This window comes from Corallococcus interemptor (genome assembly GCF_003668875.1).
Classification (GTDB): Bacteria; Myxococcota; Myxococcia; order Myxococcales; family Myxococcaceae; genus Corallococcus; species Corallococcus interemptor.
In genome coordinates, this window is record NZ_RAWM01000043.1 from 34470 (window position 1) to 55832 (window position 21363).

15 protein-coding genes are annotated in these 21363 nt (G+C 72.7%); 2 read left to right on the forward strand and 13 right to left on the reverse strand.

Annotation, left to right across the window (positions count from 1 at the left end):
* Position 1: 1 nt before the first annotated feature.
* From D7X96_RS17880 to D7X96_RS17930, 11 genes are all read right to left on the reverse strand, one after another.
* Positions 2-1489 (reverse strand): ABC transporter permease/substrate-binding protein, encoded by a 1488-nt coding sequence (locus D7X96_RS17880; protein WP_120547270.1) that lies wholly within the window; start codon positions 1487-1489, stop codon positions 2-4.
* Complete coding sequence (locus D7X96_RS17885; RefSeq protein ID WP_370450130.1) at positions 1486-2274, reverse strand: ATP-binding cassette domain-containing protein; 789 nt, start codon at positions 2272-2274, stop codon at positions 1486-1488. The genes D7X96_RS17880 and D7X96_RS17885 overlap by 4 nt, the downstream gene beginning before the upstream one ends.
* Positions 2252-3226, reverse strand: a complete 975-nt coding sequence (locus tag D7X96_RS17890) for a hypothetical protein (RefSeq protein ID WP_121770268.1) — start codon at positions 3224-3226, stop codon at positions 2252-2254. The genes D7X96_RS17885 and D7X96_RS17890 overlap by 23 nt, the downstream gene beginning before the upstream one ends.
* Before the next feature lie 81 nt (positions 3227-3307).
* Positions 3308-3991: a DUF4142 domain-containing protein gene (locus tag D7X96_RS17895; RefSeq protein WP_120547268.1), complete on the reverse strand. Its 684-nt coding sequence runs from the start codon at positions 3989-3991 to the stop codon at positions 3308-3310.
* A 119-nt stretch (positions 3992-4110) separates the two neighbouring features.
* Positions 4111-5097, reverse strand: a complete 987-nt coding sequence (locus tag D7X96_RS17900) for a hypothetical protein (protein ID WP_147468342.1) — start codon at positions 5095-5097, stop codon at positions 4111-4113.
* A gap of 60 nt (positions 5098-5157) precedes the next feature.
* Positions 5158-7428 carry a SpoIID/LytB domain-containing protein gene (locus D7X96_RS17905; RefSeq protein ID WP_121770270.1) on the reverse strand — a complete coding sequence of 757 codons (2271 nt, stop codon included), beginning with the start codon at positions 7426-7428 and terminating at the stop codon, positions 5158-5160.
* A 3-nt stretch (positions 7429-7431) separates the two neighbouring features.
* The gene (locus tag D7X96_RS17910) at positions 7432-12147 is read right to left on the reverse strand and encodes an alpha-2-macroglobulin family protein (protein WP_121770271.1); all 4716 of its coding nucleotides are present in this window, start codon (positions 12145-12147) and stop codon (positions 7432-7434) included.
* Positions 12144-13745, reverse strand: coding sequence for a hypothetical protein (locus D7X96_RS17915; protein ID WP_167510852.1), 1602 nt, complete (start codon positions 13743-13745; stop codon positions 12144-12146). Before D7X96_RS17915 ends, D7X96_RS17910 begins: the two co-directional genes overlap by 4 nt.
* The gene (locus D7X96_RS17920) at positions 13742-14374 is read right to left on the reverse strand and encodes a DUF1175 family protein (RefSeq protein WP_120547263.1); all 633 of its coding nucleotides are present in this window, start codon (positions 14372-14374) and stop codon (positions 13742-13744) included. Before D7X96_RS17920 ends, D7X96_RS17915 begins: the two co-directional genes overlap by 4 nt.
* A gap of 12 nt (positions 14375-14386) precedes the next feature.
* Positions 14387-15286 (reverse strand): DUF2135 domain-containing protein, encoded by a 900-nt coding sequence (locus D7X96_RS17925; protein WP_120547262.1) that lies wholly within the window; start codon positions 15284-15286, stop codon positions 14387-14389.
* Positions 15287-15542: 256 nt separating this feature from the next.
* On the reverse strand, positions 15543-15950 hold the full coding sequence (locus tag D7X96_RS17930) for an arsenate reductase/protein-tyrosine-phosphatase family protein (protein WP_120553188.1): 408 nt from the start codon (positions 15948-15950) through the stop codon (positions 15543-15545).
* Positions 15951-16147: 197 nt separating this feature from the next.
* Here D7X96_RS17930 and D7X96_RS17935 point away from each other — a divergent pair, with 197 nt between their 5' ends.
* Entirely contained in the window at positions 16148-17071 is a 924-nt protein-coding gene (locus D7X96_RS17935) for a TerC/Alx family metal homeostasis membrane protein (RefSeq protein WP_121770273.1), read from the forward strand.
* 4 nt (positions 17072-17075) lie between these two features.
* On the opposite strand, the gene D7X96_RS17940 is transcribed toward D7X96_RS17935, so the two are convergent.
* Both D7X96_RS17940 and D7X96_RS17945 read right to left on the reverse strand, forming a co-directional pair.
* Entirely contained in the window at positions 17076-17897 is an 822-nt protein-coding gene (locus tag D7X96_RS17940; protein WP_121724828.1) for a hypothetical protein, read from the reverse strand.
* 108 nt (positions 17898-18005) lie between these two features.
* Positions 18006-20264 carry a PAS domain-containing sensor histidine kinase gene (locus tag D7X96_RS17945; protein WP_121770281.1) on the reverse strand — a complete coding sequence of 753 codons (2259 nt, stop codon included), beginning with the start codon at positions 20262-20264 and terminating at the stop codon, positions 18006-18008.
* 390 nt (positions 20265-20654) lie between these two features.
* Between D7X96_RS17945 and D7X96_RS40285 the strand changes: the two genes are divergently transcribed.
* Positions 20655-21362, forward strand: a complete 708-nt coding sequence (locus D7X96_RS40285) for a hypothetical protein (protein WP_167510851.1) — start codon at positions 20655-20657, stop codon at positions 21360-21362.
* Position 21363: the final 1 nt, after the last annotated feature.

Sequence of the window (21363 nt, forward strand, 5' to 3'; positions counted from 1 at the left end):
CTCAGCCCCGGAGTCCCCGGGGCACCAGCACGCGCGCCACCGCCTCGAAGAGGCCGCTGACCCCCAGCGCGAGCACCGCCGCGGGCACCGCGCCTTCCAGGATGAGCCCCACGTCGTCCAGCCGGATGCCGGTGAGGATGGGCTGGCCGTAGCCGCCCGCGCCCACCAGCGCGCCCAGTGTGGCGGTGCCCACGTTGATGACCGCCGCCGTCTGGATGCCCGCGAGGATGGACGCCGCGGCCATGGGCAGCTCGATGCGCCACAGCCTGGCGCCGGACGGCAGGCCGAGCGCCCGAGCGGACTCGCGCACCTCCCACGGGATGCCCTGCAGCCCCGCCGCCGTGTTCCGCACGATGGGCAGCAGGCTGTAGAGGAACAGCGCCGCGATGGCCGGCTTCGAGCCGATACCCAACAGCGGAATCATGAACACCAGCAGCGCCAGCGACGGCACCGTCTGGATGACGCTGGAGAGGCCCAGCACGCCCTGCCCCAGGCGCGGACGGCGCGCGGCCACCACGCCCAGCGGGATGGCCAGCGCGATGGCCGCCACCAGTGACAGCCCCACGAGGAACAGGTGCTCGCGCGTGCGCTGCCAGAGGCGCGCGCCCCGCCCGTCCGAGCGCACCTCCGCCGCCAGGCCCATTGTCGCCCGGAGGAAGCCCGCGGCGACCTGTGCTTCCGGCATGCGCTCCAGCCGCGCGCGGGCGTTGAGCTGGACCATCTTCGCCTCCGTCAGCGAGCCCTCCAGCCGGCGCAGCGCCTGGACCACTCGAGGCGCGCGGGTCTCCAGGTCCGCGCGGTACAGGAGCACGGCGTCGTACGCGGGGAAGTGGTGCCGGTCATCCTCCAGCACGCGCAAGCCATAGGCGGCGATCTCCGCGTCCGTGGAGTACAGGTCCGTGAGCTGGATCGCTCCGCTCTCCATGCCCCGGTACGCCAGGTCGTGGTCCAGGCCGCGCACGTCGCGCTGGGGCAGGCCGTACGCGTCACGCAGCGCGGGCCAGCCGTCGCCCCGCTGCATGAACTCGTTGCTGAAGCCCACGCGCAGCCCCGGGTGCGCCCTCAAATCAGAGATGCGGCGGATGCCCAGCCGCTGGGCCTCCGCTTCCTTCATGCCCAGCGCGTACGTGTTGTTGAAGCCCAGCGGCGCGCTCATCCGCAGGCCCTCGCCCGCGAGCGCCTTCATCAGCGCCACGTCGTCCGGCAGCGCGCGGCCCACGAGCAGCTCCTGGCGCAGCGTGCCGGTGTACTCGGGATAGACGTCCAGCTCGCCCCGGCGCAGCGCCTCCCACAGCACCGTGGTGCCGCCCAGCTCGCGCCGGTGCGAGGCTCGCGCGCCCGCGTCCTTCGCCACCTGCGTCACCATCTCCCCGAGGATGACGGACTCGGTGAACTTCTTGGACCCCACGCGCACCTGGGGCCCGCCGTCGTCGGTGCTCGTGCACGCGACGCCCCACAGCAGCAACGCCAACGCCAGCGCGCGCGTCATCCCGGCCTCCGCAGCGGCAGCGGGCGCTGCGCCTGGATGAACCGCGTGACGAACGGATCCGCGGGCCGCGACTCCAGCGCGTCCAGCGTGCCCTGCTGCACCACCTGGCCGTCGCGCATCAGCACGATGCCGTCCCCCAGGAAGGCGGCCTCCGCCAGGTCGTGGGTGACGAGCACCACCGTCTTGCCCAACCGCTCGAAGATGCCGCGCAGGTCCGCCTGGAGGTCATGGCGCACCAGCGGATCCAACGCGCCCAGCGGCTCATCCAGGAGCAGCACGTCCGGGTCCAGCATCAGCGCGCGCATCAACGCCACGCGCTGCCGCTGGCCTCCGGAGAGCTCGCTGGGAAACCGCTCCAGTGCATCGGAGGGCAGGCGCGTCAGGTCCATCAATTGGGCCAGGCGCTCGCGGATCCGCGCCTCCGGCCAGCGCAGGTGCCTCGCCATCAACGTGACGTTCCGCTCGCCGGTGAGGTGCGGGAACAGGCCGCCGCCCTGGAGCGCGTAGCCCACGCGGCGGCGCACGGCGAGCAGCGCGTCCTCGTCCGAAGGCAGGGGCTGGCCGTCGAACACCACGCGCCCCGTGTCGGGCCGCAGCAGGCCGTTGAGCAGCCGCAGCAGCGTGGACTTCCCGCAGCCGCTGGGCCCGATGAGCACCGTGGTGGCGCCCCTGGGCAGCTTCAAGTCCAGCGGGTGCAGGGCCTGCGCTTCACCCAAGCGCTTGGACACACCTTCCAGGAGGAACACGGACGCCACGTCCCTTTCAGCGCGGAGCGAACACGCCATTGCAGGCGGGGGGAAAGGGGAAGGTCGCGTTCGCGGGGAGGCTGCAGGCCGCGAACAGGCCCCAGACCTGCCGCTCCACACCGCCGGCCCAGACCTGGATGTCGCCGCCGCCTTCCGGCGAGGGCGCGGTGAAGCGGGAGCAGCGCGTGGCCAGGCCCTCCACGTAGCAGTCGCGCAGCTCCACGGGGCTCGCGCCGGGGAGCGCGTCGCGCAGCTCCTCCACGCTCCGGTCGCGCCAGCGCTCCACCTGGGCCGAGCCCGGCTGCACCGGCAGGAAGACGCTCCAGGAGAAGGTGGACCTGGGGCAGCGGATCCTCCCCGCGCGCGTCGTCGAGTCCGCCAGGTCGCACTCCGCCGGCAGGTACAGCACCCGCCACGGCAGCCGGGGCGGCGTGATGAGCGCGGACGGGGACAGCGTGTCGCCTTCCGGGTTGCCCCGCGTGGCCAGGTACGCGAACAGCTCCAGGCACCGGCCCAGCCCCGCCCGGACCGGCTCGCGCGCCACGCAGCCCAGCTGCCGCACGTGGCCCGCGGAGGGCGTCACCGCCGTCACGTAGCCGCCCACCGTGCAGGCGCTGTCACCGGAGCACCGCTGCTCGAAGCGCAGGGACGGGTGCGGCTGTCCCGCGAGCGGCAGCTCTCCCCGGGCCTCCGTGAGGTTCGTGCCCAGCCGGGCCTGGACGCGCTCGCGGCCGGAGTCCACGGCCTGCGCCTCGCTCAGGCCGGCCTGTTCGTGCAGCCACACGGAGAGCGCGCCGCAGCGGTAGGTGCGCGACGCGGCGCTGTCCGGGACGGGAACACAGCCGTCGAAGAGGTCGCGCGCGTCCTGGACGAAGGGGCCCGAGGGCGTGACGCCCACGGCCGGGACCGCGGGCACCACCGGCACGGTCGCCTGACACGCGCCCAGCAGCGTCCCCAGTGCCACCCCCACCGCCGCCAGTGCCGTGCGCATCCGCGAGGGATTAGGCGCCGGACCCGGCCGAGTCAACCGGCCCGTCGGCCCGACGCCCACCGCGCTACACACGCGCGGGCCCTACTGCTTCTTCATCTGCTTCTCGAGCTCCTTCGCCTGCGTCTCGTTGCCGCTGACGGTGCGCTCGGTGTCGCTCAGGAGCGCCAGGAAGCTGGCGTCGTTCTTGTACTCCTTGCGGCCCTCCTTGAGGATGTCCTTGCCCTTCTTCTGGTCCTCCGCGATGCGCGTCAGGAAGGCCTTGTCGAACTCGGGGCCCTGCTTCGCCTGGAGCTTGGTGATCTCCGCGTTCGTCTCGTCGACGGCCTTGCCCAGCTTCTCGCCGGAGCCCTTCATCTTCTCCTGGTAGCCCTCCTGCACGCCGGAGCCGCCCGTGCCCTGCGCCTCGGACGTCTGGTTGCTGTCGCTGAGCGCGCTGACCTCCACCTTCTTCTGCTGGGCCCAGTCGCGCAGCTGGCTCTGGCTGTTCTCGTGGTCCTCGCGCAGCTTGGTGGCGAACTGCTTCACCTGAGGGTCCGTGGCCTGCTGCTCCGCGAGCCGCGCCAGCTTGATCTGCCGGTTGTTGAAGACGGCCAGCTTGCCCACGTACTGCACGCGCCTGGCGGCGGCCTCACCCACGGCCTTGCCCTGCTTGCTCTCGTGCTTTTCCTGCTTGGACATGTCCTCCTGGGCGTGGGCCGCGAAGCCCATCAGCCCCGTCATCACCGCCGCCGTCACCGCCCGCGTCTTCCAATTCGTCTTGCTCATGGTCCCTGCCTCCCCCGCCTTCGCGGATGCACGTTTGACGGGGGCAAGGTGTGGACGCGGAAGCCCGGTGCCAGCATCGCCTGGCCGAGCGCCCCACCCTCGGGGGCAGAGGCCCAAAGTCACTCCGCGGGCAGCAGGCCGCGCACCACCGCGCCGCGCCCCTGCGCCGTGGCCTGGGCCCAGCCGCGCAGCAGCGCCAGCACCTCCGAGGAGAAGCACGGCGTGTCCATCAGCGTGACGGTGGTGGACGCCCCGCCCGTCTGCGCCTGTTCGAAGCGCGCGGTGAGCCAGCAGGCCCCGGCGCCAACGCCCTCGGGCACCGTGCGCGACACCTCCAGCTCCAGGAGCGCGGAGGGCCTCAGCCACCCTTCGGCCCAGCGCAGCCGCCGCTCCAGCAGCGCGGCCAGGGGCTCGCCGTCCGCGGACGACAGGGAGGGCAGGTACACCTCGCGCAGGAAGGGCGGCTCGCGGGTCAGCGCGTGCGCCATGGCGCGCAGCCACAGGCGGCAGTCGCGCAGCACGTCCGCGGAGGGCGCGTCGAAGGGAGGCAGCGGGTGTCGCGTCGCGGACCGCCGGCTGCCCTTGCGGTCCGCCTCCACCTCCACGAAGGGGGACACGCGCGCGCGGCCCTCCACGGTGCCGTCCACCTCCAGCCCCAGCCGCTCCAGCCGCGAGCCCCGGGCCAGGCCGCGCCACAGGTCCACGAAGGCCGCCGCCAGCGGCGCCGCGTTCGCGACCGAGTACGGCCGCCACTCCACGCGCTGACACACCACGCGCGCGGAGGGCACCCGCGCCCCCGGAGGCCCCAGCCCCAGCGTCAGGTCCTCGCCGCCCACCGCCACGCGCGTGGCCAGCACGTGCCGCACGGGGCCCTCCAACAGCCACACCCTCAGGGCACCGCGCGGCACCGCGCCCTCCACGTAGCGCGCGCCCAGCAGCCACAGCTCGCCCTGGATGAGCACGTCCTCGCCCCGGGGGGCGTGCAGGTTCGGCCGGGAGTCCTGACAGCCCAGCACCCAGGCCCCGCGGCCCTCCTGGACCCAGCGCACCCGAAGGCCCTCCGGCAACGCCTCCAAAGCGCGCCGCGTGGCCTCCGCCTCGCTCATTCCCTCCGCCATTGGGCCCCTCGCACCAAACAGCGCTACGGTATTCTTCCGTAATAGCTGTTACTCGCGGCCCGTGTCAGCAGGTTTTTCACGGTTTCCCGGGTGGGTAAAGCGGAACCCGGCTCCGAAAGCGCGCTCCAGGAGGGCGTCGCTGGAGAGGCCGGGGCTGGCCTTGGCGGCTTCGACGTCCAGGCCTTCGCCGTGGCCCCGGCCCTGGCCCTCGAAGCGGACCTGGGGTCCGTCGAAGGAGGCGCGCTGGGGACAGGAGGGGAGCTTCAGGCCGGCGCGCAGCGTGTCGCACGGGAGGGAGCGCGCGTCCTCGTAAGGGGCGGCGGGGGTGCCTTCGGTGCGCAGGTAGCGCACGCGGCCGGACTCGAAGCGCAGCGAGACGAGGTTCGTGCCCAGCAGGGCCTCCACCTCCGAGCGGGGGCGGACCTCGCTCCACGGGGTGGATCCGCCCTGCGAGAAGGTGAGCCACGCGTCCCATTTCAGGGGCGGGAGCTGGAGGGCGCGGGACTCCTCCGGGCGGATGCGCACGGTGCCCCGGAAGGCCTGGCAGTGGGTGGTGTCGCAGAGGGCGCGGCCGGCGTGGCGCGAGTCGGCGTGGCGCTCGTTGTGCGCGGCGACGCGGGCCAGCGCGATGCGGGCTTCGCCCTGGAGGGTGACGTCCTCGGCGGCGACGACGCCGGCGGTGTACTGCACGCGCGTGGTGCGGAAGACGAAGTCGGATCCACGCCGGGCCTTGAGCGCGCTGGGCGTGGTGGGCACGCCGGGTGGAGGGCGGTACGGAGGCGGCGTGGACCAGGTGAAGACGCCCGCGTAGTCGCGGCCGCCGTCGGGGCCGTCCGGGAAGCGCACGCGCCAGGGACTGCCGAGGCAGACGGCGGGCCCCTTCGAGGTGAGCGCGTCCAGGCGCGAGAAGTCCGGCGGCGCGGCGCGTGGTTTGCCGTCCTCCAGGGAGAAGCCCGCGCCCGAGCAACGGGCCTCCACGGTCGCGGAGGGCAGCAGGCCGAGCACCTGCACGCGCGCGGCCTCCAGCCCCGCCTGCCGGCGCACGCGGGTGAGGAGCGCGGGGAGCTCATCCACGAAGTGCCGGGGCATCTTGCCCGGGCGCACGATGACGGCGACGAGGTCCGCGTCCACGGCGGCGATCCATCCGAGCTGGGGACGGCTCGCGGCGTCGCGCACCGTGCCTGTCTTGGTGGCGACGCCCTTGAGCGCCTTCGACGTGGAGAGGCCGCTGAGCGTGCCTTCGTCCACGTTGCCGGTGAGCAGCGCGAGCACGTCCGGCCGGGCCTCCGCGAGCAGCCGGTATGCCTGCGCCATGCCCCACGGAGAAAGCCCATGCGCGGAGCGAAGCCCGATGGCCTCCGTCATGTCCGAGGGCAGACCCGTGAGCCCCACCGCGGACAGCACCGGTCCCCAGACACCGAAGGCCTTGGGAGCAAGGCCCGTGGCCTCCCAGTCCAGGAACCAGCCGTTGCACGAGCGCAGGAGCGCGAGCCGCGCATCGACCTTCGGAGGAAGGCCCACGCCACAGGCCCACTCCTGCACGCCCCTGCGCGGCGCGAGCAGCGGCGGCGCATCTCCCGCCGCGTACAGGAACGGCTTGAGCGCGGAGCCGTAGGGCACGGCGCGGCGCACGTCTCCCTCCGAGAACAACACCTCCCCTGAGTGCCGGCTCACCACCACCGTGGCCGCCTCGGGCGCGAGCACCGCCACGTCCGCCAGCTCCTCCACCGTCAGCGGCGCGGCCCACCGCGCTCCGTCGTGACACTGGCGCAGCCTGCGCGTCAGCGCGGCGGGGAAGCCCGTGTGCTCTCCCAGGATGCGGGCCAGTCCCCTCCTCGCTCGCGTCGTGTCCATCGCGGGGGCGTTCGCCACCGCCTGCGCCGCGCTCGACAGGGATTGATAGGGACCGTCCCGCCACGCAGGCAGCTCACCGCTCACCGTCAGCGCGAAGGCTTCGTGAAAGAGCCGGTCCTCGCTGGACGCGGGACAGGCCCACCACAGCAGCTGATGCGCCAGCTCATGCCGCAGCGCCGTGCGCGTCCTCGCGTCCAGCACGCCGGGCGTGTTCTGCCGCAGCTCCACCAGGCCGGGCCGTCCCTGCGCGTTGCGCTCGGGCGGAAGCGCCGTGCCCTTCTGGAGCGTCACGGTGGCGGGGGCCCGCCGCGGAAGGCCGCCCGCCTGCGCCGTGTACTGCGCCTCCAACGACGCCCAGGCGGCCTGGGCCTCGCGGCGCAGGTCCTGCTCGGGCGTCACGTCCCCCCGCGTGACGAAGGTGGGCGAAGCCGACAACACCACGGCGACGGCGACGGCCCACCCCATGGGCTACAGGTCACTCACGGACGTCTTCGAGGGCACCACCTTCAACACGTCCGGCGCCGTGCGGCCCCGGATGCGCGCCGAGTACATGTCCTCGATGGTCGCGGGCGGCGCCGCGAACGTGCCCGCGAACTGCGCGCGCATCACGTAGCCCACCGTGCGCGGGCTGTCGCTCCACCACGCCGGCTCCTCGAAGAAGAACGTCGCGTGGGACGGGTCCAGCTGCCGGCGCTTCAGCGCCTCCGGAGCCAGCGCCAGCGAGTGCGGCGGCCCCCGGAAGACCTTGTCCTCCTGGAGCGGGACGAAGCCCGCTGGCACCGCGTCCTCCACCACGTAGTACGCCGAGCGCGCCCGGTTCTCCCCGCGCGCGTCCAGCGTCAGCTCCACGTAGACCTCCTCGCCCTGGTTCACGGACGCGCCCGCCTCCAGCCGCACCTTCCCGCCCTCGCGCAGCACGTAGTACGCGCGCTCCACGGACATGCCGTTCACGCGCGGCTGCACGGCCTTGAGCGGCGTCGTCGCGGCGGCACGCAGCGTGGCCACGCCGTCGAAGCCGCCCACGTCCACCGTGCGAGTCCCCGCCGGCAGCGTGGCGACCAGGCCCATGCCGCGCGGTGAGAACTTCACCGGCGCGCTGGAGCCCTTCACCTCCGGAGGCGCCATGCCCTTGAACGCCTTCGCGTCACGCTCCACCAGCCAGAGCGAGTGCAACAGCGCCGTGCTCCGGTCGAACGTGGACAGGCCCGGCTCGCTCAGCATCTCCAGGATGCGCTTGCGCGCGCGCGTGACGTCCAGCGTGCCGAACGACGCCGCGTGCGCGGTGATGGCGGTGAGGCCCACGCGCCGCAGCGGGAAGCGGTAGAACGCCTCGGACGTCTGCGCCTCGCCCTTGAGCCCGGCGAGCTTCGCGAAGCCCTCGTTGCTCTCCTTCACCAGCCCCTGGATGCGCTCCTGGAGGCCGGGCTCCTTCATCACGCCCGCCTTCTCCGCGGCCAGCACCGCCAGCGCCAGCGGATACAACTCCCCCGGCTTCGCGGACTCCACCAGCGCGCGCACCCGCGCCGCCTGACGCGGGCCCTGAAGCCGCGCCAGCACGTAGGCGCGCGTCGCCTCGTACTCCGGCGGCAGGCCCTCCTGCGCCTCCAGCCACTTCGCGCTCTCCTGGATGCGCGCGTCGTCGCGGTCCACCAGCCCCGCCTCGGACGCGTACGCCAGACCGTCCAGCGCGATGAGCGTGAGCGGCAGGCTGGGCTCGCTGTAGCCGCCAAACCACGTGAAGCCGCCGCCCTTCACCGCGAGCCCCAGGATGCGGGCCGTGCCCTGCACGGAGCGGCTGCGCGCCTCCGCCAGGAGCGCCTGCGAGTCCGGGTCCAGCTTGTCCAGCGCGCCCGCCTTCTGGAGCACCTGGTACACCGCCACGTTGGGCACCGTCGTGGAGACCAGCTGCTCCAGGCACCCGTACGGGTACGTGAGCAGCTCGCGCACGTTGCTCAGCGCCGCGTCCACCGAGGACGGCTGGAGCACCAGCTCCACGCGCGTCAGCGCCGAGGACTCCGGCGCCTCCAGCGACAGCGCGCCGCCGCCCCATGCGCTCACCTGCACCGCGTCCTCCACGGCGGCGGGCGTCACGTCGAAGCGCTTCAGGTCCCGCAGCGGCTCCTTGCCGCCCACCACGTCCACCGTGAGCTGCGCCGGGCCCGTCTTCGCCGCGTGCAGCGTCACCGGCACCACCTGCTCGCCACCCTCGCCCAGCTCCACCTTGCGCTGGAGCGCGTCCGCCTGGAGCGCGCCGCCCGGCTGCAACCGCACGTCCAGCACCTGGCTGCCCTTGGACTTCGTACCCGCGGCCAGCCGCACGGACGCGAGCGCCTCGTCGCCCTCGCGCAGGAACTGCGGCAGCGCCGCGTAGACGTTCAGCCCACCGCGCGTGGCGAACTCCGCCGTGCCCTCGCCGAAGCGGCCGGACGTGTCCGCCGCCACCGCCGTCACCACCCAGAGCGTCTGGTTGGAGGGCAGCGTGAAGCGCACCGTCGCGCGCCCGTCGCGGTCCGTCACCACGGCCGGGTCCCAGTGCGCCGTGTCCTTCTCCAGGTCCTTCGCGTTGCGGCTGGGCGGCTTGATGGACGCGAACGCGTGGTCGGGCAGCCCCGCCATCTTGCGCGCCAGTTGCTCGCCGTAGCCGTAGCCCTGGAACTCCGCTGAATAGAAGCTCGTCACGTTGTCGCGCGCCGGCGGGTAGAAGAAGTCCAGCACGCCGGGGCGGAACTCGGACTGGATGGCGTAGACGGCCTTGTCCACCACGCCCACGGACAGCTGCGCGGACACGCCGTTGCCGTCGCTGTCGGTGACGCGGACATCGATGGCCTGCTCCGTCAAAGGCAGCGCCTCCGCGCGGCGCGGCTGCAGCGACACCGTGAGCGTGCGCTCCCTGGGCACGACGCGGAACGCCACCGTGCGCTCCTCCCAGCGGCCCGTCGCCGTGGGGTACGCCACGGACGCGTACACCGCGCTGCCGAAGCGCTTCTCCACCGGGAACGCATGCACCAGCGTGCGGCCCGTGAGCTTCACCACGGAGGTGCCGTACAGGCCCGCGCCCGTCAGCGTCACCCACACGGGGCCCGCGTCCTTGCCGCCCTGCCCCCAGCCATCCGGCATGAGCGCCACCAGCTTCGCGCTGTCCCCCGGCGCCAGCGTGCCGGACAGCGACGCGAGCGTGAGGTTGGGCACCTGCGCCACGGGCTCGTCCGAGCCGCCGATGACGAGCAGCGACTCCTCGCCCTCCCACGTCTCGCCCTTCTTGTCCTTCACCGTCACGCGCGCCACCACCCGGCCCACGTCGGTGGTGGGCACCTTCTGGCGGGACGTGCCGTCCTGCTGCGTGGTGAAGGTCTGCGTGCCCAGCGTCTTCTCGCTGCCGTCCGCGCGGACCAGCACGAAGTCCACGTCGCCCGTGGTGACGCCGTAGGCCTTGCCGGACAGCGTGGTGGCGCGCACGGACAACTGCGCCTCCGAGCCCTTCTGCACCACCGCGTCGGAGAACCGCGCCACGCCCAGCACCTCCACCTTCGACAGGAAGAAGGCGGCGGTGCCGGTGGCGAACGTCTCCTGATCATCCCGCGCGCGCACGGTGAGGCTGTAGCGGTACGGCAGCCGGTCCTCACCCGCGGCGAGCGCGGGCACGGCGACCTCCACCTCGGCCTCGCCCTCCGCGTTGAACTCACTGGCGGAAGACCACGGGTCGTCCGTGGCCTGACGCTCCGCGACGGAGGAGTACAGCCGCTCCGGCACGCTCAGCTTGCCCTCGTTGCTGGAGGCCGTGCCGTACGTCACCGCGCTGCCCTGGCCGCCGCGGCCGGAGTCGTCCACCCACGCGGGCGCGTCCAGCAGGGAGCGGTAGAGGAACACCTCGTACTTCGCGCCCTTGGGCACGCCGCCCGCGTAGCGGCGCGCGCGCACCGTCACGCTCACCGTCTGGCCGGGCACCACCGTCTCCGACTTCGGCTGCACCTCCAGGTAGAACGTGGGCTTCACGTAGTCCTGCACGCGCGCCTCGCCCTGGTGGGGGTGCTCGTCCAGGTCCGCCTCGATGCGCAGCACGCCCGTGCCCAGGTCCTCCGGCACCTTCAGCGTGCCGTTGAACGCGCCGAACTCGTCCACCGCCGCGCGGGTGACGATTTCACGGCCCTCCTGCGACACCAGCTTCACGCGCACGTCGCGCTTCTTCGGCGTGAAGAGCCGCGCGAGGAACGTGTCCGGCTGGCGCACGAGGCCGCGGAACTTCACCTCGTTGCCCGGCTTGTAGATGGGCCGGTCGCTGTAGATGAACACGTCCGGCGCCACCGCCAGCGCGGAGTAGAAGTCCGTGTCCACGATGGCCGTGTCCTTGCCGGCCGTCACCGTCGCGATGATGCGCGGCTCCGTCACCGCCAGCGTCACCTCGCCCTTGTCGTCCGTGGTGCCCGAGGGGCCCTTGCCCGTGGGCAGGTACACCTGCACCCGAGCCCCCGCGCGCGGCTGCTGGTCGCGCCCCGCCACGCGCACCAGCACCTGGCCATCCGTCTGCTTGAGCTGCACGGTGACGTCGCTGACGACGAGCACCACCTGCCCCTCCACCCGGCCCTGCACCAGCTGGAGCACGTAGGTGCCCGGGGGCAGCGGAGCGAGCAGCACGCGGCGCTCCTGGAAGCCGCTGCTGCTGTCGCCCGTGTCGAAGCCCGGCACGTTGAAGTCCCGGTTCGCGCCGCCCAGGTCCAGGTTGAGCCACTGGCTGCGCACCACGGAGAAGCCCGGCGGCGTGCCCACCAGCTTCTCCGGCCCTTCGGCCACCTTCGCCAGCGGCTCGCCGGACGACGACGACTGCGGCGGCTTCGGCAGGGACGTCCCCACCTCCTGGCGGAAGTCGGGCGACAGCGCCTCCATCAGCACGAGGCCCGGCGAGCTCACCGCGTTGAGGCCCCGGCTCAGGCCGCGGCCCGGGTTGAGCAGCGTGGGCGGCGTCTCGTACGCGCGCCGCAGGTCGCCCTGCGCGCGGATGAACGCGTCCAGGTTCGCGGGCTGGAGCACGCGCAGCTCGACGGGGCCCTTGTCCTCGAAGGCGACGTCCACGGCCACCGGCTCACTGCTGCCGTAGGAGCGGGGGACGGTGATGTAGAGCGGCTTGGCCAGCGCCACGCCGGACAGCAGGAGCGCGGCCAGCGCCGCGAAACGAACGGAGGTCTTCATGTCCCAAATCCTTCCGACGCCATGACGTAGCCCTGCGCGTTGCCACGGAAGCCCAGGTACGGCAGGGCCTCCAGGTCGCGGCGGGCCGCTTCGATTTCAGGAGGCAGCGCCTTGGGCATGGGCGACGCGCGGTCCACGCGCGCCTCGGACGTGTAGCCGTCCATGGCCAGCCCGCTGAGCAGCCGTCCCAGGTTGACGCCCAGCATCACCGTGGAGGGCGCGCGCAGCCCCGCCACCACCGGGCCCGCGGCGTTGAGCATGTTGGGCGCGCTGCCTTCGCACGCCTTCTTGAGCCGCTCGACCTCCTGCGGGCTCGTGGCCAGCACCACGTGCTTGCACAGCGTCGCGCTCACCAGCGTCCGCGCGCCGCCGGAGAACAGCGCGGACAGCCCCTCCGCGTCCTTCTCGTCGCCCCACAGCAGGGCCAGCTCCGGCGCCAGGGACGTGCTGCCGCGCGGCGTCCACGCCAGGGCCACCTGGCGCTCGCGCAGCGGGGCCCGGCTCTCGCCCTTCCAGAAGGCCTTGAGCTGCGCGGGCTCCAGCGACTCCGGCAGCATGAACCGGAACGCGAACAGCACCGGCGTGTCCTCGGGCACCAGCTTGAGCAGGTCGTCGGAGAGGGGCTTGCCGGTGGTGACGGACGTCCCGCTGACCTTCCCGGCGATGCCCTTCGCCACCAGCCGGTCGCCGTCCACGCGCAGCTGCAGCCGCGTGTCCTCGCCCAGCCCCAGCACGTGGGTGAAGAGCTGCGCCTCGCGGCCGTAGGCGTTCGCGTCGAAGCCCACCTCCACGTCCGCGCCGTCATCCGCCTCCAGCTCCGGCAGCGGCGAGCACAGCGCCTGGAGCACCACCACCGGGTGGCGCGACAGCACCAGCCGGTCCGCCGTGCGCGCGGCCCACACCGTCTGCTCGGCGACGAGCCAGCGCGACAGCTGGAAGCCGCCGTCCGGCACCTTCTCCCCCATGCCGGAGGGGCAGCCGTCCGCGACCATCCCGCCGCGCTTCGCCACGGAGTCCAGCGCGTCCCACGCCGCCTGGGACGTCTTGTTCGCCTTGGGGACGAGGAGCGCGGGCGTGCCCACGCGCGCGTCGCCGGTGAACCACACCGTGCGGAACGGCGTGTCGAGCAGCTGCCCGACGACGACGTCCAGCACCGCGCCCTTGAAGGACGCCTTGAGGTCCGTGCCGGTGGAGCCCAGGAACGCGGCCCAGCCGCTCGCGAAGCCCTGGCCCAGCGGCTTCTCCCACTGCGACTTCAGCCACGCGTTGCGCGCCAGCGCGTCGCGCACCTTCGCGGGCGAGTGCACGTCCACCCAGACGGCGGGCAGCGCCGCGGCGCCGGGCACCTCCATCTTCGTGGGCTCGGAGGACACCTCCGGCATGCCCTCCACGGTGGCGCCCGCGGTGGGCGGGCCCTTGGGCTCACCGGAGGAGAAGGCGGGGCCGGAGCTTCCGCCGCCGCCGCTCTTGCGGCCGATGACGAAGGCCCCCACGCCCACGCCCACGACGATGGCGCCGATGAGCGCGATGCGCACGGCGGACGAGGGGCCCTTGCCTCCGCCTCCAGCGGGGGGCGGCGGGCTCACGGGAGACGTCATGACATCCACTCCTTGAAGCGGAAGAAGCCGAGGAAGGCGGCGTTGGCCGGCACGGGGCGCCACTCCAGCGGCGCCTCGGTGGCGAGGGAGTCCAGGACGCCGGTGCGCACGCGCGCTCCAGCCTCACCGGGGTGGTAGACGACGCGCGCGGGGGCGTGGGCCCGGTCCTCCGGGCGCACCACGAGCATCAGGTGGAAGACGGGGCCCGCGTCGTGCTCCTGGCGGAAGGCCACCACGTCCCCGGTGCGAAGCTGCTCGCGCGCGTCCGCGCCCCGGCCCAGGGGGGTGAAGCTGCGGCTGATCAACGTCTCCGCGTCCGCGAAGTCGGAGGGATTGCCGCGCGCGTCCCGCCACAGCGGGGAGGCGAGCCGCTCAGAGGCCACGCGCCGGTACGCCGCGCGGTACGCGTAGCGGATGAGGCCCGCGCAGTCACGCTGCGCCGGCTGCCATGCTGAATCCGGAGCCTTCACCTGCGCGAGCGCCACCTGCGCGACCTCCCGGCGCAGCAGCCGCGCGCGCGTTTCAGCGGCGACAGGCTCCGGGGCGAGGGCCGCGGCTTCGCGCGCCGGGGCCTTCCCAGACGAAGCGGGCGCGGCGTTCAGCAACAGCGTGAGCATCAGGGCGCGCATGGCTTCGGCGCTTCAGTAGCCCTCGTCTCCGCCGCCGTCGCCGTTCTTCTGGAGCTCCTTCACGGCCTCCTCCAGGTTCGTGGGCCAGCCCTCCCCCTTCGGCTTCGGATCCGCGGAGGGCACGTACACCTCCGCCTTCCCGTCCCCCAGGATGTTCACCCACGCGAGCACGCGCGTCGTGCCCGGCGTCGCCAGCGGGATGCGCACGCGGCGGCGGACCTCTCCCGGCGTGCCCTCGAAGAGCGCCAGGTTGAGCGTGGCCACGGTGTGCGCCTTGTCCCCGCTGGGCCAGTAGTTCGTCGCCACCAGGTACACGCCCTGGGGCGGCGCGCGGTGGATGTAGAGGTACGGGCCGTACGCCGGCTGGTCGAAGTCGCCGCCCTGCTCGTTGAGGAAGAACGTGCCGCCGGACGGGCTCTCCGTGTTCGCCCAGTACACGTGCGCCATGGACGTCACGTCCAGCGTGTCCCCCGCGCTGCTCGCGTCCGTGGGCTCGTAGATGTGCAGGTCCGTGTAGACGCCGTCCGTGTCGCTCGTGAGGATGGCCTTGAGCGGCACCGGGGGCACCTGCGCGTAGCTCGTCGCCTGCGCGCGCGCCGTGCCGCCCTTGTTGGTGGCCATCACCGTCACGACGTTCTTGCCGCTGGCCGCGGGGAACTTGCGGCTGAAGCGCCCGCCCTGCGTGCGCATCAGGTAGCGGTCGCCGTTGATGGACACCACCACCGGATCCACCGTGGCGTCGCTCACCGTGCCCTCAATCTGGAGCATCCGGTCCACCGTCCAACCGCCGGACGGCGCGCTCAACACCACCTTGGGAACCGTGGTGCCCCGGCCAATGGGCACTCCCTGCTGGCGGGCGGAGACCTGCGGCGCCGTCTGCGTCAGCAGCCCGGCGAGAAGGACGGAGAGCATTGGGGAGCCTGGGAACCTGGAAGTGGAGCGCGCGAACCAGAGTGTCCGCGATGGGACACAGCGTGCGGCAAGCCCCTACCCGTTTTCAAGCCACCCCGCCCCCCCGCCGGAGTCCCGGCCCGGGAAGCCCCCCCACCGCGACACCTGCGCGTCGCGGCCTTCACTTCCCCTCTTCGCGCGCTCCGTCCGTCCGCCTGGGAGGCCCGGACACCCACGGTCACGCGTCTGGAAGGGCCCTGCTTCCCGCACCCGCTCGCTACTGCGGGCGCTCCCAGCCGTGGCGAATCACGAAGTCCGACACCATGGCGGCCGTCGCGTCGCGGATCTTCTCCACGTCCGCCGCGGACTTGCCCACCGTGTCCTCCATGGGCCAGTCCTCGCGCTTCTGGTCCGTCACCACCGGCGCGTCCGACAGACCGCCCAGCGTCACCAGGATCTGCGCGCTCTTCGCCAGCTCCGGGGTCAGCCGCTGCGGCTTCGCGTCGCCCAGATCCACGCCCATCTCCTTCATGGTGGCGAGCACCTCGGGATGCAGACGCTCGGCCGGCTGCGTGCCAGCGGAAATGGCGCGCGCCTTCGCAGGGTCCGCCAGCAGGTTGAAGAAGGCCGCCGCGATCTGCGAGCGACCCGCGTTGTGCGTACAAGCGAAGATGACCGTGTTCATCGCACCGCCTTTGGAGTGTTGAGAATCATGAGGTTCCTGGGCTTCCTGGGAAGTATCACATCCTGAGCAGGGAAGAGGACAACGCTCACCCGGACCCCATACCTCAGGGCTCGCCTCAAGGGATGTGGGTAGGATCTGACTCCGCGTGAATACATTCCCCGCGCGCACTCCGGGGGAATGCCTACGTTGGAGGGGTCATGCAAAGCACCCCCTCCTGGGCCTGGGTCGTCTTCTGGGCGCTGCTCCTGGCGCTGCTGGTGGTGGACCTGCTGGCGCACCGGGGCGGGCGGGGGCAGTCGCGCCGCGCGGCCATCCTGTGGAGCCTGGCGTGGGTGGGCCTGGGCCTGGCCTTCTGCGGCTTCGTGTGGGTGACGCTGGGCAGCTCGGCGGGCCACGAGTACCTGGCGGCGTGGCTCATCGAGAAGAGCCTCAGCCTGGACAACGTCTTCGTCTTCCTCGTCATCTTCCGCAGCCTGAACGTGCCCCAGCGCTACCAGCACGAGGTGCTCTTCCTGGGCATCTTCGGCGCGCTGGTGTTCCGGGCGCTGTTCATCTTCGTGGGCGCGGCGGCGCTGCAGCGCTGGGGCTGGGTGTCCTACGTCTTCGGCGCCATCCTGCTCGTCACCGCGTGGCGCGTCTTCCGCGAGGACCCGTCGAAGCAGGAGGACAACCGCGTCGTGGCGTGGCTGTCCAGGAAGCTGCCGGTGGCGGACCAGGTGGAGGGGCCGCGCTTCGTCGTCAAGCACCAGGGCCGCAGGCTGGCCACGCCGCTGCTCCTGGCGCTCGTGGGCCTGGAGGTGACGGACATCCTCTTCGCGGTGGACTCGGTGCCGGCGGCGTTCTCCGTCACCACCGACACGTTCATCCTCTACAGCTCCAACGCCTTCGCCATCCTGGGGCTGCGCGCGCTCTACCTGGTCATCGCCGGGGCCGTGGGGCAGCTGAAGTACCTGCACTACGGTCTGGCGGGGGTGCTGACGTTCGCGGGCGTGAAGATGGTGGTGGAGGAGTGGGTGCACATCCCGCCGCTCCTGTCGGTGGCCATCATCGTGACCGTGATTGGCGCGGCGGTGGGCGCGAGCCTCGTCCACCGGCGCTCCGTGGGCCACGCGGAGGCCTGAGCCTTCAGGGCATAGGCAGGCCCGCGGTACCGCCAGCGGCCTCCAGGGGCCGGGCCAGCAGGTCGTCGAAGGTGGGGTTGGCCACCTTCGCGATGCGCTCCGCGTGCTTCTTCAAGAGGGCCGCGTTGGCGTCCTTCACGTCCTTGCCCGAGGCGAGCTCCAGCTGGGTGATGAACTTGCGCAGCCCGGCGCGGCGCTGCTCCAGCTGCAGCCGCTCGGCCTCCGACAGCTTCGGGTCCTCCAGCCGCGGCGTGATGGCGGCCAGCTGCGCCTCCAGCTGCGCGAGGTTCGCGGGGTCGGACGGCGAGGACACCATCGCCACGCCCGCGTCGGGCGTGGCCCGCGGGGGCGGCGGGTACACCACGGCGGTGATGCGGCGGAACTCCTGGGGCGACATGCGCTGCGCCTCCAGGTTCTGGAGCAGGGCGGCCTGGGCCTTGCCCATCATGCGCAGGGAGGCGTTGGCGGCGCGGAGCCGGGCGCGGCGGTCCCCGCTGCCGAGCGCCTGCCCGTTCGCCTGGACGAACTCCAGGGACTCCTTCTCCAGCACCCGGTAGGCGGGGAAGGTCGCCTCGCGCGCGGCGAGGTAGGCCTCCAGCCGCGCCTCGTCCAGCTTCATCACCCGGCCCTGGGCCGGAGGCTGGAAGGGATAGCGGGCGTTGAGCTCGGCGGTCTTCCGGGCGCGCTCCTGGGTCTGCATGAGCGTGTCCATGCCGCTGCCGTCCATCTGGCGGTCCGCCCAGAACCCCGTCGCGACCAGGCCTCCACCCACGACGAGCAGCCCCGCCGCACCCAGCCCCAGCCCGAGGATCCACTTCTTGTTCATGGCGCCGCTCCGCTCTCCTTCCGGCAAGGGCGGGGCCCCCCGCCGCCGGAGCCCCCTTGCTACCCGTGCCGTCCCGCCAGGGCAAGCGCGCCCCGGAGGGCCGCCGCTTCAGTCCCTGGCGGGCGGGCGGCGCGGCAGATGGATGAGGAAGGTGGTGCCGTCCTGGACGGTGGAGCGCACGCGCATCCGGCCCCCGTGCGCATCCACGATGTGCTTCACGATGAAGAGCCCCAGCCCCAGCCCGTGGGCGGCGCGGTGGTTGCCCTCGCGGGCCTCGGCGCGCTTGAGGGGCTCGAACAGGTGCGGCAGCAGCTGCGGGGGAATGGGGGGGCCCTGGTTCTTCACCGCGAGCGTCACCGCGCCCGGCTGGCCGCGCAGCCGCACGCGCACCGGGCAGAAGGCGTCTCCGTAGGCGAGCGCGTTGTTCACCAGGTTGGTGATGACCTGCGCCAGCCGGTCCGGGTCGCACCGCAGCCGGGTCTCTCCCCGCCCGTCCACCTCCAGGCGCCGGTCCGGGTGGGCCTGCTGCACCTCGTCCATCACCTGGCGCACCAGGTCCAGCAGGTCCACCTCGCGCGGATCCATGGGGATGCCGCCGCCCAGCCGGGCCTGGGTGAAGTCCAGCACGTCGCGCAGCATGCGGCGCGCGCGCTCGGCGCTGGAGAGGATGCGGGCCACGGCCTTCTTCTCGCGCGGGTCGGCGTCCTCGCGCTTCGCCAGCGACGTGGCGGCCATGGTGATGGCGGAGATGGGGTTGCGCAGGTCGTGGCCCACGATGCCGATGAGCAGCTGTTCGAACTCCGCGCGGCGCCTGGCCTCGGCCTCCGCCTCATGCCGCTGGGTGACGTCCTGCATGGCGCCCACCATGCGCACGGGGCGGCCCTGGAGGTCCTTCACCACGCGGCCCCGGTCCTCGAGAAAGGCCCACGTCCCGTCGCCCCGGCGCAGCCGGTACTCGGCCACCCAGTGGCCCTCGCGGCTGTCGAGCGCCTCCTGCAGCTCCCGCCTCACCCGCTCGCGATCGTCGGGGTGCACGCTGTCCATCCACCACGCCATGTCCATGACGGGCGGCCCCTGGGACGTATCCATCCGGAGCATGCGCGGCGCCAGCTCGCTCCAGTGGATTTCATCCGTCACCAGGTCCCAGTCCCAGATGACGTCGCGGGTGGCCTGGGTGGCCAGGCGGTAGCGCGTCTCCGACGCCCGCAGCTCCTGCTCCGCCCGGCGCCGCTCGGTGATGTCCAGCGACACGCCGGACACGCTCACCACCCGGCCGCCCGCGTCGAACACCGGCAGGAGGCGGACCTCGAACCAGACGCCCATGAGGTACAGCTCGGTGGACATCGGCTCGCCGGCCAGGGCGCGCAGGATGACCTCCAGCACGTCGCGCCGGTTCCGGAACACGTCGAAGACGGACCGTCCGCGCATCACCCGCGAGGGCACGCTCGTGGACGTCACACCCTCACCCTCGAAGAGGGTGAACACGCCCTGCGCGTCGAAGGCCCACAGCACGACAGGCAATTGCGTGAGCACGCGCTGGAGCTGCTCGCGGGCCTCGTCGCGCTCCTGGCGCAGCACGCGCGTGGTGGTGATGTCCGTGGACACGCCGCACAGGGCCCACGACTCGCCCTGCACCACGCCGGGCAGGGGGAACTTCATCGTGTGGTAGAGGTGCACCCCGTCGGGCTGGAGCACCTCCTCGTCGAAGACGAGCGGCGCCTTCGCGTTGAGCACCCGGCGGTCGTTGTGGCGGAAGCGCTCCGCCGTCTCCCGGGGGAACAGCTCCAGGTCCGAGCGCCCCAGCACCGACGCGCGCTCGTGGCCGGAGATGGTCTCGAACGGGTGGTTGACGAAGAGGTACCGCCCGGCCCCGTCCTTCGCGTAGATGGCGGCCGGGGCGTGGTCGAGGATCTCCTGCAGCCGCCGCTCCCGCGAGCGCATCGCCTGCTCATGCTCCTGGACGTAGTGGGCCACGGCCTCCGTCAGGCTCCGGTCCAGCGCGCGCCACAGCATGCGCAGCTCATCCAAGCCGAGCGGCCGGTGGGACGCATCCAGCACCTCCAGGATGGCCTCGCGCAAGAGGCCGTACTCCTCCACCAGCGTCTCCACCCGGGCGCCGGCCTGGAAGCGCCGCAGTCCAATCTCCCGGGCATGGGCCCACACCGCCCCGGCGGACCACGTCTCCACGCCCCCCTGACGCAGGACGAGCACGAGGGCGTCCACCAGCTTGAGCATCCCCTCCAGCCGGCCCTGGAGCTCCGCGGACATGCCGGGCTCCAGCCGGGCGCCCCAGCGCCGGAGGATGTCCTCGCGCCGCGCCTCCATCAGGTCCGCGAGCGAGTCCGTCGTGGACGCGACCGGGTTCATGCCCGCGCCCCGAGGGTACGGGCCGGACAAGGCAGGCCGCCTGCTGTGGGAAGAGTGAGCGTCAAGGTAACCCTGCTTCCTGGACGTGTCCGGAGTGGAGGGAAGATGCCCATTACGCGCCGCGATATGGATGGGGCCTGCGGGAGGGGGAGCGGTGGATTGTCCACCTCTGGGATGGAACCCGGGGACATGGCGGGCGGCCATGGGAGGCCTCCGTGAACCGATGGGTCCCGTCAGGGACCTGGGGGAAACTGTCCCTCCAGCACACGGGAGGCAGCAGGCCATGGCATTCGCGGAACGCAGCACCGGCGGACAGGGCACGCGGACGACGGGGCTGGTGCCCCCGGGGACGTGGACCCAGGGACAAGCCCTGGCGGCGGAGGGCCGGTCATGAGCACGCCCCCCATGGTGGATCCGCTGGAGTCGCTGGCCCGGGGCAACGTGCGCAGCGTCTGGGAGGTGCTGGAGGCGATGAGCATCCTCATGCGCCGCCGCAACGAGGGCCTGCCGCTGAACCTGCCGCAGGTGACGCTGTACCTGCGCAGCGGGCGCGAGGTGACGGGGCTCATCCGGGAGTACGGCGAGTTCCGCCAGGGGCGCGGCGTGCTGCTCATCACCTCCGGAGGCTACGGTTCGCACGGGGAGGGCCTGGACGTGACGTTCGTTCCGGACGGCGTCATTGAAGCGCTCACGCTGCACGAGGCCACGGTGCTGGACACGCCCGCGAAGTCGATGCCCGAGTCCTCGCCCATGCACCTGCGCCGGCACCTGCCCGCGCTGGCCGACACGCTGTCCAGCGCCTGGGGCTCGAAGGTCGCGGTGGAGCTCGGCTCGGCCGACGAGCTGGAGTCCGAGGCCAACATCCAGCCCCTGGCGTGGCTCGTCGAGCGCACCGGCAAGGTGCTGGCCAGGCTGGCCTCGACGCCCGACGTGGGCGACGTGCTCCGGGAGCGGGTGCGCAAGGTGAAGCTGTCCGTGGGGGACGCGTTCGGGGCGCGGCTCTCGGAGGGCACGCTGGGCCTCACCACGTCGCGCCGCCCCGCTGCGTGGCCGCTGGAGTCGGAGCTGGCCCGGGCGGTGATGGACACGCTGCCGTAGG